This is a genomic window from Pedobacter sp. MC2016-05 (genome assembly GCF_026239735.1).
In the GTDB taxonomy this organism is placed as follows: Bacteria; Bacteroidota; Bacteroidia; order Sphingobacteriales; family Sphingobacteriaceae; genus Pedobacter.
This window is the reverse complement of sequence record NZ_JAPIVT010000007.1, coordinates 90,436-103,137: the sequence shown is the minus strand read 5'-3', so window position 1 is coordinate 103,137 and position 12,702 is coordinate 90,436. Positions and strand designations below refer to the sequence as shown.

Here is a 12,702-nt window from a genome sequence, read left to right as displayed (position 1 = left end):
GCTCCCAATTTTCGATAAAAAAGGCTGGCGTAGTACAATAGATTTAAACATAGCAATCTAAAAAGTCAATAGATTATCCGAGGCTTAAAATACTCACCAATGTCATCTTGAATTACGTTATAATATATAGCGTATCATTCACCGTCTTAAAATTATCAAATCAACAATATATTATTGAATTTACATTAAGATAAGATTAAGTACACTCCAAACGATCGGTTTACCCGATTATTTCAACAGAAAATCCATGCAGCAATCGGCCAACAGAAGGCTACCGCTTGATGAAAACAATAAAATCATTAGGTTTGCAAGAAAAAAAGGATCATGAAACAAGGACTTCTTATTGACATGGATGGGGTGATTTATAGTGGCGAAGCGCTGATTACGGGTGCGGACAAATTCATCAAACACCTTACTGAAGAAAACATCCCCTTCGCTTTCATGACCAATAACAGTCAGCGAACATCACTTGAAGTGGTAAGAAAACTTAAAGGGTTGGGCATCAAAGTTGAGGAAAGCCACGTGTATACCAGCGCAATGGCAACGGCAAAATTTCTTAGTGACCAAAGCCCTAAGGGCACCGCTTATGTACTTGGAGAAGGAGGCCTGCTGAGCAGCTTGCATGACCACGGCATCACCCTGGTGAACACAGATCCTGAGTTTGTGGTACTTGGAGAAGGTAGAAATTTTACATTGGAAATGGTTCAGCGGGCAGTTGACATGATTCTTGCTGGAGCTAAATTCATTACTACAAACAGAGATCCTTCGCCCAAAAAACCAGGTTGGAATAATTTAGGAATTGCGGCCACAACCGCCATGATTGAAGAGGCCACTGGAAGAAAAGCATTTGTTACTGGAAAACCAAGTCCGGTGATGATGCGTTCGGCAAGGAAATTTTTAGGTCTTGAAACCGGTGAAACCACAGTCATCGGCGATACTATGGAAACAGATATTCAAGGTGGGGTGCAAATGGGATACAAAACAATTCTGGTGCTATCGGGTATCTCAAGCAAAGACACCCTTGGACATTATGCTTTTAAACCTGATATGATTGCCAGCTCAGTAGATGAGATCAAATTTCCATTGTCCTGGTGGACATAGAAAATCATTAGTTTCTACGAAGCCTGATAACGTAATTGTGAAAAGCCGGCCAGATTTACGAATAACAAAAATAATGTTCATCACCTACTATGGCAACTTAAAAAACTTATCTTCACTATATGTACTGGTATGAAGATGAAGTCCGGCATCTCGAAGAGATCCCGCAAGGAGGTAGAGAAGCACATTCCATCCTGTTTTACGGGAGCTCCTCTCTCCGTTTGTGGCATTCTTTAAAGATGGATTTTCCAACCAAAACGCCCTGCAATCTGGCATTCGGAGGCTCTACTTTGGCCGCATGTGTCTGGTTTTTCGACAGGATCATGGTGGGTTACAGCCCTCAGGCTTTTGTTTTTTATGCAGGTGATAATGATCTGGGTGATGGCCGCAATCCGGAAGAGGTTTATATATTCTTTCTACAATTAATGGTTAAGGTAGAAGCACGCTTTGGCAATGTGCCCTGTTATTTTATTTCCCTTAAGCCGAGTCTTTCCAGATGGCACATGGCAGAGCAATTCAAATACACAAATATTTTGATAGAAAGTGAGATCATCAAAAGAAGTGGGAACTGGCATTTTATCGATATCTTTAAGAAAATGCTTGACAGATCGGGAAAACCAGATCCGACATATTATGACCAGGATGGATTGCATTTAAGCCCGAAAGGTTACCAGTTGTGGAAGCTGCTCATTCAGCAGAAATTAGGCTAAGCATGATGATTTGTTAACTTTCAACTAACACAAAAACCACTATCTTCCCTAAACATTCAAACATGCACAGGGAATACCATAAATGGCATAGCGATCATTTGGGTCGCGAAATGGAACTGTTGATTTTCGGAACAGGCGGAAGGGCAGTACTTTTGTTTCCGACCAGAATGGCGAGATTTTATGATTATGAAAACTGGGGAATCATTCATGCACTTTCCAGTCAGATTAACAATGGAGAAATTCAACTTTTCTGTGTGGACAGTATCGATGGCGAAAGTTTCTACAACCATTCGGTCTTTCCTTCAGTCCGCATCGATAGACACTTACAGTATGAAGCCTACTTGCTCAATGAGGTTATTCCGCTGATCCATCAAAAAAACGGGTCTACCCGGCTGCAATCTGTTGGCTTTAGTATGGGCGCATATCATGCGGCAAATATCGCCTTGAAACATCCCCATCTTTTTAATAAAATCGTCGGGATCAGTGGCAGATATGATCTTACTCAATACATCCACCCATTTGATGATCTGATGAGCGGATTCCGAAGTGACCAGGTTTACCACAATATGCCTATTCAATTTCTTCCGCATCTACACGACAGTGAGCAGCTCAACAACATGCATGCAATGGAAATTATTTTAGTTGTTGGCAAAGAGGACCCTTTTTTGGAAAGCAACAAATCCCTCAGTAATTTGCTTTGGGAAAAAGGGATAAACAATCAGTTCTATGTATGGAAAGAGAAAGCACATCGCCCCTATTATTGGCGAATGATGGCACCATTATACATTTGAAAGGTATAAAATCCTTCTAAATTAATCTCCCTTTATTTGGCTTTTATAAAAGCCTCCTTATCTAAGTCAGAACATTGTCCAAAAAATACCAAGAACAAAATAGAGTAACTAAATGCAGGTAGCAAAATAATTTTCATAATGATTGCATTTTTGGCAAAGAAAGATCAGCGATTTTAAGTAAAGATTAATAAAAAAATCAAACTACTAGAGCAAGAAAGTAAAAAGCGCCAAACCAATAAGGCTGCCCAAAATTAGACAGCCTTAAATGAAATGATAAACAATTCCGGTTAAGCCTTCCTCAAAGTTGTTTCATAAATATTTTTGCCTGTATGATCAATAATTTTCGCGTTTAATCGATTTTGATCAATAGAAAAATACATGAAACCATAATCTGAGGTTTCAAATTTACTATAAGATATTCCACTGGTTACCGGCGTAATCTCAGAACCTGCACCCGATATAAACTGATGCGTCATTCCCGGAGTGACTAAATGTTGCAGCGAATGATCGTGACCAGAGAGATAAACATCAACCTGATTTTGCTCGAATATATCTTCAAGAACCTTTCTTACTGCCAGGGTATCGTAATTTTTAATGCGGGGCCCTACGGTATAAATGGGATGATGCCCCATCACCATTTTCCATTTTACATCAGGACCGGCATTTTTCAACGTTTGATCCAGCCACTTCAACTGTTTTTCAGGCTGCTGATCCTGCACCCAGGGTTTGTACTGCTCATTCTGATGAAATTCAGGAATAAGCGGACAGGTATCAATATAAACCATCAGTACTTTTCCTCCACCTTTCATCGGCACTTCTTTTGAATAATAACGCGATGGCATTTTCCATCTCCGGCTAATTTTGCTGTACCTCACCTGTGCATCGGGATCAGAAATATAATCATGGTTGCCTAAAATCGGATACCAATCCCATTGCAGGGCAAAATCGGTATAAATATTTTCAAACGAATAATGCCAAAGTGGATCATGCTCGCTGGTTACGCCTTTTGGATAAAAATTATCGCCCAGAGAGATAATAAAATCATTGGGATTTTCAGTTGCCCACTTTCCCATTTGCCTGGCCACATGAACCTGATGATCAGCTCCGTTTCTGCCCCAATCCCCTACCGCCATAAAATGTACGGGATAATCATCTTTTAATTCGTTACGTGGCGCAACATCCTCACTTTCCAAATGTGTTGTCACGTTTCCTGCAAGCGACTGCAATGGCGCCAGCATACTTGCACCAATTGCACCAAGGGTAGTTCCCTTTACAAAATCTCTTCTTTTCATCTAATATCCCGGGTTTTGTTTGAGGTTTTTGTTCAAAACCAGTTCTGTTGCCGGAATTGGAAAAATATCCCGGTAAGCACCTTCGTTACCGGCTTTAAATCCCCACTTGCCCTGGTATTTTCCAAAACGGATCAAATCATTGCGGCGCCATCCTTCCCAAGCCAGTTCACGTCCGCGTTCCTCCAATATTCCATCCAAAGTAATGGTGGTTACTTCTGCTGCTTTCGCACGAACACGTACCCTGTTTACCAGTTTCACAGCTTCGGCCATTGATCCATTTGTTCTGAGCAAAGCCTCTGCTTTCAACAGGTAAACATCGGCCAACCTAAAAATTGGCATATCATTATTCTGAAACCTCGTGCTGCTATTAGTATTCGGGTCTGGAAAAAATTTAATCGAACGAACGCCCCTTGAAATACCATTTACTTCTGCACCCACATCCATGGTTTGATCATTGGTTAAAACGATCTCCGGCGTAAAATTTAATTGAGCCGAACCGTTCATGATCGGTGTAACTCCGTCTGCCAGAAATTGCCGGCCCGCAAGCCATGTTGCATTCCGCACATCACCAGGGAGATTGAAGGTATCATAAAACTCTTTCAAAGTACATTGAGCATTACTCGGACTAAATGGAAGGTTATATTTTGCCCTAAGGGTACTGTGCAGCGTATAACGTGTTATGGCATTTCCGGCAGAATAATTGGCATCATAAATCGCAGCGAAAATGGTCTCTGTGTTGGCACCATTAGTTGGCGAAAACAAGGTATTGTAATCACTTACCAACGTCATCGAGCTGCCATTGATGATTTTATCTCCGTAAGTAATCGACTCGGCATACATCGCTTTACCGATATATTGTTCTGCATTGATATAGAGTTTTTGTAAAAGTGCATAAGCCATCCATTTGGTTGGGCGACCATAAAACTCTGCAGTTAGGGTAGCCGGAGCTGATAAACCTTCAGAAACCGCCAGGAGTTCTTTTTCGATGAAAGCGAACACTTCTGCTTTGGTGGATTGTTTGGGAAGTTCTGCGGTTCCAAAACTGGTAATGGGCACATTTCCGAACATATCCATAATGTAGAAATAATACAATGCCCTCATGGTTCTGATTTCATTTAGAAACTGAGTTTTGGTTGGACTGTCTACAGACTTCTCCAACAGATTCAATACTCGGTTACAATCGCTGATTCCGGCATAACCCCACTGCCATGCAGCCTGAACAATTGGCTGATCGGGTAACCAGTTATGTTTATGTAAAGTCTGGTACCTGCCTTGATCATAATACCCACCATTACGGGCGGTAATAATAGCCTCTTCACTGGTCAGTTCATACATCCTCCAGATATCAACCCCGAAACCGGCATTAAATTTTTGATAGACAGTTCCTGTTGCCGCCACAAATGCATCTGGCGTCACCGGAAAATTTTCACTGGTCAACTGTGATTCCACAGCTACATCCAGTTTTGTACAGGCAGTTAAGCTCAAAGCCATCAATGCCGCAGCTGTAATATATTTTTTCATCTCGATATTTAGATTTTATAAGTTGAAGTTTAGTCCAAAAATAGCTGAACGGGTTTTTGGGTAAAAGTTGCGGTAATCAATTCCGGGTGTCTGTCCGGCCATATTAATTTCGGGGTCTACACCTTTGTATTTGGTAATGATAAATAAATTGTTCCCTGATGCATAAAGACGTAGGCTTCTGCTGCCTTTCATTTTGAAGGTATAACCTAAAGTGGCATTATCTAAACGCAGGTAAGAACCGCTTTCCAGGTAACGATCGGAAACAAACTGCGCTTTATCATCATTGATCGATTCACTAAGTGCTTCTTTGGCAATATTGGTTTGGAAAGCATAAATCGGAGCGGTCATGTCAGCTAATGTGGCATTCAGGATTTGATTGCCATAAACCCCACGGATGAAAAAATTGAAGTCGAACTGCTTATACCTGAATGTATTGTTCCAGCCATACAATAACTTTGGTTGTGCTGAACCGGTGACTTCAAAATTTTCAAAGCCGGTATTGGCTGTTGATGCATTTCCGGCCTTATCGTAAAACATCGATTTTCCAGCAGCATCTTTTCCTGCATATCTTAAAGTATAAAAAGAACCCAAAGGCAATCCTTCTCTGATGATCTGATAACCCAATGCACCCGATTGCCCGCGTCCGCCTACATTTGCCGTGTAGAATTCGCTTGCCTGAAAGAGATCATTGGATATGGAAGTGATTTCATTTTTGTTGTGTGACAGGTTGATGGCTGTGTTCCAACTGAAATTTTTGGTTTTAAAAGGCGTTGTATTTAGGGTAAATTCGATACCTTTGTTAGTCATTGCACCAACATTTGCTGTTAACACATTAAATGGATATTGCGTTGTTGATACGGAATACGGTGCAATCAGATCTGTTGTTTTCTTGTTATATACATCAACTGAACCATTTAACTTATTTTTGAAGAGACCAAAATCCAAACCAATGTTCAGGGTAGCGGTTCGCTCCCATTTTAAATTTGGATTATCATTTTGGGTTGGACCGATTGCTGTTAGCCACTTTCCATTGGAGTAAAAATAAGATCCACTTTGTGCCCCATATATCAGCCTCGCTGTATAAGCATCAAAACCTATTGAATTTCCGGAAACACCATAGCCCCCACGTAATTTCAGGTTATCAATAAAAGATACGTTTCCCATAAAGGCCTCCCGATCAATGTTCCATCCGGCAGAAACCGAAGGAAACATGCCCCATCTGTTATTGATACCAAATGCTGAAGATCCGTCTCTACGAATAGTAGCCTGCAATAAGTATTTTCCCTTGTAATCATATATCGCCCGACCATAAAAAGATATCAAACGAAGTGTTGAAATGTAATTATTTCCATAATTTACCACGGTTGAACCATTCCCATTGCTTAGCCCCAGGTTGTTCCATAACAGATCATCTGAAACGAAGTTTTGCCCGGAGGTTTGGAAACCATCGCCATTTCGGTTTTCCTGCCAGGAGTATCCTGCCAGCAATTTGAGATTGTGATCTCCAAAGCTTTTATCATAATTGAAATATCCCTCGAAAACTTTCTGAGTGTTTTTTACCGACGAACGTTCGGCATATCCATTGAAACCTTGTTTTAACATAGAAAACCTGTTATTGTAAAGGTTTTCGTTGAGCTGTTCACTTTGAACGGAAACCATGGCGTTGAAATCCAATCCGTTTAAAATATTGGCTTTAAGGTTTCCGTTGATCAGATAGAGATTGGTTTTGCCTTGAAAAGTATTGTTTTCCAATAAAGCCACCGGATTGTAGTATCCTCCAGTGCCGGTAGTTCGGCTGGGGTCTTCATAAAAGCTTCCGTCAGCTTTTCTTACCCCGACAGTGGGCAGATAGGTAAACATGTTGTTGTAAACCTGGCTCGCAATTCTATCATTTGTAGTATTGCTATTGGTTAAGTTTAAATTAATCTTCAGGCGGTTATCAAATAACCTCTGCTCCATATTTGCCCTGGCAATAAAACGTTCCATGGCTGAGGTTTTAATAATCCCCTGATTATCAAAATAATTTAAACTTGCGCCGTAAGAAGAATTCTCTCCGCCACCGTTGAAGTTTAAATTGTGATTCTGTGAAATGCCTGTTCTGGTTACTTCATCCAACCAGTGCGTATTGCTGCCGTCATCACTGATTTTATCCAGCACTTTTCCATTATCACGAAGATAGCTCCTGAGTTCATCGCCGCTGGCCATATCAATGCTATTCGAAATCGTTTCGCTGGCCGCATAAGCGCTGTAAGATAGCTTGCCAAGTCCTTTTCCTGAATTTCTGGTGTTCACCATAATCACACCATTTGCCGCTCTGGAACCATAAATCGCCGTTGCTGAAGCATCTTTTAAAACTTCCATACTGACGATATCATCTGGAGCGACCAAATCGATCGAAGCGCCCGGTACGCCATCTATTACATAAAAAGGTTCCTGTGCACCCTCTCTAAAACTCGAAGGGCCACGCAGGATAACAGCAGGCTTATCAGTTGGATTACCACTTCTGGTAATGTTCAGTCCTGCCACTTTTCCCTGCAGCAACTGCCCCGGAGAACTCACCACTCCACGGTTAAACTCATCAGGCTTGATAGAAGTTACCGCACCCGTTATCTCATTTCTTTTACTTTTTCCGTAACCGATTACTACTTCCTGCAGCTCGTTCGATGCCTCCTTGAGTTTTATACTTAAGGCGATTTGCTGCCCGCTGGCGAGCATATAACCTGAAAGCGTATCAGATTTAAAGCCGATCGAGCTGAAAATGAAACGATATGGCCCACCTGTAGCCAGGTTTGAAAAACTAAACAAACCTGTACCCGATGACGTGGTAACTGTAGATTTACGGGTTTTTTCATGTTCTGCTTTAATGGTTACCCCCGGAATACCCTGCCCGGATATATCCAGAACCATTCCTTTCACAGGCTGCTCCTGTGCTAAGAGGGGACTTGCCCAACCTATCATGCCCAGGCATAGCATACGTTTTAGCATTTTTAATTTTGTTGAGTACATCATAATTTGTCTGGATGCTTTTTGATTTTATTATTTGGATCTTTTGATAAAAAATTCTTCGTCAGAGATTTTACTGAATGTCATATTGTTGATCAGGCATATTACTTTAAGAATATCCTCTGGTTGGTCTTTAACCGTATCAACATTTCCCGTGAAGGTGATATTATTAATCTCATTCTGGTCTGTAGTGATGTTAATTCCATAGGCAACATGCAACTGATTGAAAACTTTTGATAGTGGAATATTTTTCATTATGATGAGATTGCCATCATGTTTAAGGATTTCTGGTGCTGTTTCAGCTATCTTTAAAGGCTTAATAATTTTTGTTGTCGCTGAAATCGGGTCATAGACCAGGGTGCTACCAGCATTGGAGAGATACATCAGTCGCGTTTTGGCTTCGCTATTGGCCACTACAATTTTCCCTGTATGTAGCCTCACTGAAATGCGGGATCCCAGCGTATTTATAGTAAATGAGGTTCCGAGCGCAGTGGTTTTCAAGGCTTCCGAATACACGCTGAATGGTCTGGCGATATCTCGTTTTACCTTAAATCTGGCTTTCCCATGGAGATAAACATTTCGAAATTTCTGATCAAATGCCCTTTTAAACTTTATTGTGGAGCGTGGATAGATGCTTACAAAGGAGTAATCTGGTAACTGATAGCTTAGAATCTTAGTGGATGGGTTGCTGATTGTCTTCCAGGTATCCGCCGATTTTATTGCGCTGGTTCCTGTTTGCTTAACTGGAAGATTAGCTGTTCGCTCATTGCTCACATTATTCAGACCCAAGTATAAACTGAAGCCTAATAAAATAGTTACGCAGGCTGCAGATGCATATCGCGTCGATTTGATCAGGCGGATTCGTTTAAGAGTTTTGTTGTATTGACTCGCTGAGATATGGCTCAACACTGAACGGTACATCTCTTCTGACTTGGCTGCCGGGATTTCTTCTTTTGAATCGAAAGACTGCCACTCCTGATCACTAAAATTTTCCTGGATAAAAGTCCTGATGTTTGGCTTTCGTTTTCTTCCCTTGGTTGGCTTCATACTATAATTACGCATGCCACCGGGTTATCCCTTACGGGTTAACAATAACTTAATATTGCTACATCAGAATGGTAAACATATAGTGCTTTAACCTGGAGAGTACTTTACCAATATGACTCTCTACAGTTTTTGTGGAGATACCGAGCATCTCCGCAATCTCCAGGTATGAGAGCCCGTTATCACGACTCAGTGTAAAAACCATCTTTCGCATGGGAGGCATGGCATCTATTTCCTTCTTAAAGTGTTTCAACATATCCTTGCTCTCGATCATCTTCATCAGATTATCGGTAAATGGATACTGACTGGATTGTGTATTGTATTTCAACCTGGTGGCCTCTTTACGAAGCTCATCAATCATTACTTGCCTGGCCATACCAAAAAGTTGTACGTTCAGCGAAACGACTTCACTTAAGGCACTTCTCTTTGCCCATAACCGGATAAAGCAAAGCTGAACAACCTCCGTTGCAATGTATTCTGATTGGGTTTTCTTAAAAACGAATTGATAAATCTGGCCATGATAGCGGGTGTAGGCCTCATTAAAAGCCGACAGCTCACCTGCCTTGATTTCGCATATCTTATCCTGGTCCATTGAAGGCACAAAACTAGGTGCTTAGACCTTATCGTATTTTAAGTTAATATTATCAATGTGTGAAGTATATGCCGAGACAGTTGTAGAAAATGATCTTAATCGGAAATAAACTTTTATCCAATGTCCCATCTGGAAGAGAATGAATATTTGCACACCCAGCGCATTCATCGCCCATGATCCTCCCCACAAGAACCAATTATAACCCATTAGAAATAACGTCTACCTTTATTTCAAAACATTTTTCAGGTTATAATTTGTCCTTAAAAGCATTATTAAGTTACTGGGCTCGTTTATTTCCGAGGACATACATGCTGATAAGCAACAAGAAAATGATCAGAGATTTAGCTTTTAATTAAAATATCAGTTAAAAGAAAATATTGTGAACCAAATCCGACCAAAGGGAAACTTTGGTCTCACAAAAAAACGCTCATCAACTATCTTAATTTAAGAGTAAAATTGGGATAATCATCTTTTGGATCAAAAGAGTTAACATTGATAAAGGAAAAATCAGAGAAAAAACTAGAGCGAAGCAAAAAGATCCTAAAAAATACGATTAAAGAGCGCTGAATAAAAATCGTAAAACCTAAAATCTGTAGACGAAAAGAAAAATCGTTAAAAGCCCATCTGTTTAAGAAATCGCATGTAAGCTATGCTTGAGCAGTCGGCATAGGTTAAAAACTCAGATTTCTCTTTTCAAGGCATTTATTGTTTCCAGCACATATCGGATAGCCGGATTATCCAGGTCGGGACCACGTAACACCTCGCGAAGTTGATCATTCCAGTCCATAAGTGCATCCTCAGGCGTCTCTCCTTTTCCGCATATGCCATTTTTCAGATCGGAACCTAAAACGGCAAAATATACCTCATCGTTTTTGAAAAGCAGCGGTTTAAACTCATTAACATACTGTGGTAAGCGAAAGCGACTAAATTCAAAACTCACTATTTGTTCCGGCTGAACATACATCTGTTCCATCATGATTGATTCATTTATGTAATTTAACACAATTAATCTTTGCTTGTTTTGTAAGAGACATTAAGAAAATATTAATTTTTATCTTTAGAAGCAGTACTGATTAAATTAATAAAATCCCCACCCTGTTATAACAGAACTATCAAACAATATAAACTGTATTGTTGTACTTGAAGCCGCAAGACTACTTGATGCTTTCCATAAAATGCTGTGACATTTCAGCAGTTTCAAGCATAAAGTTGTGCAGTTCATAATTTTTGACGAAAGGTTTTAGTTTCGTTGAGCCTGGGCCAAACATCGTCAGTTCTACATAATCACCGGAATGATTCATTCCTGCCCATTGCACATCCGTATATTTACCTAATATCCGCCCGTAGTCATAAAACGGAAGATTGGATTCATTGTAGAGCTGATTCGGACTGATGTCTTTAAAATGATTCAAAAGGAATTTTGCGTCCTCCGGTGTCATTATAAAACCCTGACTCTCTTTAATCAGGTCAATGATCTTCTGTTCGCCAAAAGACTGGTTCAGTTTTGACAATAACCAAGTGTTGCTATGTTTAAAATGTTGCAATCCATCAAATTTCTTATTATCGTCATCTGCATTGAACAAACCCGGATTAGAATTTCCGTGGTCAGTTGTGATGATGACCAAGGTATTGCCATCTTTTTCAGCAAATTCGATTGCTTTACCAACCGCCTCATCAAATGCAAGCTGATCGAATATCAAACCGCTTACATCATTTGAATGTGCTGCCCAATCCACCTTGCCACCTTCTACCTGTAATACAAAACCATTTTTATGATCCTTCATCAGTTCGATGGCCTTAACTGTCATTTCAGCCAAAGAAGGTGTGGACTTCATTAATTCCTCATCATGCCTGCGATCCACTTCATAAGGCAATCCATCAGCAGCGAACAAGCCCAAAACGGGTTTGGCGCCATTCAACTGCATCATTTCATCTCTGTTTTCAGCTAGCTGATAACCTTGAGTTAAATATTTCGGAAGCAGATTTCCACCTTTTCTTTTGTCTGCAAAATACTTGTGACCACCACCCATCATGACATCAAACTTCAGGCCCAGATACAGTTCTGCAATGATGTCCTGTCCGCTCCGGTTATCGATATTTACACAAAACCCTGCAGGCGTGGCGTGTGTAATAGGAACCGTCGTTACGCAACCAACTTTCTTTCCAGCTTCTTTAAACTTTTGAAGAATTGGTTGTGGCTTTTCTCCGCGTGGGCCAACGTTTAGCGCACCATTGTTAACCCTCATTCCACCACCCCATGATGAACTTGCTGCAGCAGAATCTGTTACCATGGAATTGGCAGATGCCGTATCCATTAAGGCCCTTATCGCTTTATTGTCGCGATATAAATCCAACCACTTGCTACCCACTCCGAGTATTCTTTTTGAATAAATGTCGGCCATATTCAATGTGCCGGTACTCATGCCATCACTCACCAGCATGATAATATTTTTAGCTTTTTCATCCGAAGAATTCTTCGTGCTTCCTGTAACATCTTTTAATCCAACGAATGGCAAACCAATTCCGGCAAGCAACCCTCCTTTTAGTAATGATCTTCTATTCATTTGTGTGTATTTTTTTTTGCTTTTCTCTTTGTAAATTCAGGCTAAACTAAATGCATGGAAAAAACCATCATGCTAAGCTTCATATAA

Annotated in this window: 10 protein-coding genes; 3 read left to right on the top strand and 7 right to left on the bottom strand. The window is 40.5% G+C overall.

From position 1 onward, the window contains the following. Positions 1–324: 324 nt before the first annotated feature. The 3 genes from OQZ33_RS11460 (at position 325) to OQZ33_RS11450 (ending at position 2,599) form a co-directional block, all read left to right on the top strand. Positions 325–1,101: an HAD-IIA family hydrolase gene (locus OQZ33_RS11460; protein WP_265799163.1), complete on the top strand. Its 777-nt coding sequence runs from the start codon at positions 325–327 to the stop codon at positions 1,099–1,101. A gap of 119 nt (positions 1,102–1,220) precedes the next feature. Beyond that, a complete protein-coding gene (locus tag OQZ33_RS11455; RefSeq protein ID WP_265799162.1) occupies positions 1,221–1,808 on the top strand; it encodes a GDSL-type esterase/lipase family protein in 588 nt (195 codons plus the stop codon). A 62-nt stretch (positions 1,809–1,870) separates the two neighbouring features. After that, positions 1,871–2,599 (top strand): esterase family protein, encoded by a 729-nt coding sequence (locus OQZ33_RS11450; RefSeq protein WP_265799161.1) that lies wholly within the window; start codon positions 1,871–1,873, stop codon positions 2,597–2,599. A 287-nt stretch (positions 2,600–2,886) separates the two neighbouring features. On the opposite strand, the gene OQZ33_RS11445 is transcribed toward OQZ33_RS11450, so the two are convergent. From OQZ33_RS11445 to OQZ33_RS11415, 7 genes are all read right to left on the bottom strand, one after another. Beyond that, on the bottom strand, positions 2,887–3,891 hold the full coding sequence (locus OQZ33_RS11445) for a metallophosphoesterase (protein ID WP_265799160.1): 1,005 nt from the start codon (positions 3,889–3,891) through the stop codon (positions 2,887–2,889). Continuing rightward, on the bottom strand, positions 3,892–5,412 hold the full coding sequence (locus OQZ33_RS11440; protein ID WP_265799159.1) for a RagB/SusD family nutrient uptake outer membrane protein: 1,521 nt from the start codon (positions 5,410–5,412) through the stop codon (positions 3,892–3,894). It lies immediately after the preceding gene. 15 nt (positions 5,413–5,427) lie between these two features. Further along, positions 5,428–8,421: a SusC/RagA family TonB-linked outer membrane protein gene (locus tag OQZ33_RS11435; protein ID WP_265799158.1), complete on the bottom strand. Its 2,994-nt coding sequence runs from the start codon at positions 8,419–8,421 to the stop codon at positions 5,428–5,430. A gap of 27 nt (positions 8,422–8,448) precedes the next feature. Next, entirely contained in the window at positions 8,449–9,477 is a 1,029-nt protein-coding gene (locus tag OQZ33_RS11430; protein WP_265799157.1) for a FecR family protein, read from the bottom strand. A gap of 43 nt (positions 9,478–9,520) precedes the next feature. Beyond that, a complete protein-coding gene (locus OQZ33_RS11425; protein ID WP_265799156.1) occupies positions 9,521–10,051 on the bottom strand; it encodes an RNA polymerase sigma factor in 531 nt (176 codons plus the stop codon). A gap of 679 nt (positions 10,052–10,730) precedes the next feature. Then, complete coding sequence (locus OQZ33_RS11420) at positions 10,731–11,027, bottom strand: hypothetical protein (protein WP_265799155.1); 297 nt, start codon at positions 11,025–11,027, stop codon at positions 10,731–10,733. A gap of 178 nt (positions 11,028–11,205) precedes the next feature. Beyond that, a complete protein-coding gene (locus tag OQZ33_RS11415; RefSeq protein WP_265799154.1) occupies positions 11,206–12,615 on the bottom strand; it encodes an alkaline phosphatase in 1,410 nt (469 codons plus the stop codon). Positions 12,616–12,702 lie beyond the last annotated feature (87 nt).

What these genes read in the sequence shown, in the direction of transcription:
- OQZ33_RS11460 (WP_265799163.1), top strand. Translation starts at nt 325, where the DNA reads ATGAAACAAGGACTTCTTATTGACATGGATGGGGTGATTTATAGTGGC.
- OQZ33_RS11455 (WP_265799162.1), top strand. Translation starts at nt 1,221, where the DNA reads ATGTACTGGTATGAAGATGAAGTCCGGCATCTCGAAGAGATCCCGCAA.
- OQZ33_RS11450 (WP_265799161.1), top strand. Translation starts at nt 1,871, where the DNA reads ATGCACAGGGAATACCATAAATGGCATAGCGATCATTTGGGTCGCGAA.
- OQZ33_RS11445 (WP_265799160.1), bottom strand. Translation starts at nt 3,891, where the DNA reads ATGAAAAGAAGAGATTTTGTAAAGGGAACTACCCTTGGTGCAATTGGT.
- OQZ33_RS11440 (WP_265799159.1), bottom strand. Translation starts at nt 5,412, where the DNA reads ATGAAAAAATATATTACAGCTGCGGCATTGATGGCTTTGAGCTTAACT.
- OQZ33_RS11435 (WP_265799158.1), bottom strand. Translation starts at nt 8,421, where the DNA reads ATGATGTACTCAACAAAATTAAAAATGCTAAAACGTATGCTATGCCTG.
- OQZ33_RS11430 (WP_265799157.1), bottom strand. Translation starts at nt 9,477, where the DNA reads ATGCGTAATTATAGTATGAAGCCAACCAAGGGAAGAAAACGAAAGCCA.
- OQZ33_RS11425 (WP_265799156.1), bottom strand. Translation starts at nt 10,051, where the DNA reads ATGGACCAGGATAAGATATGCGAAATCAAGGCAGGTGAGCTGTCGGCT.
- OQZ33_RS11420 (WP_265799155.1), bottom strand. Translation starts at nt 11,027, where the DNA reads ATGATGGAACAGATGTATGTTCAGCCGGAACAAATAGTGAGTTTTGAA.
- OQZ33_RS11415 (WP_265799154.1), bottom strand. Translation starts at nt 12,615, where the DNA reads ATGAATAGAAGATCATTACTAAAAGGAGGGTTGCTTGCCGGAATTGGT.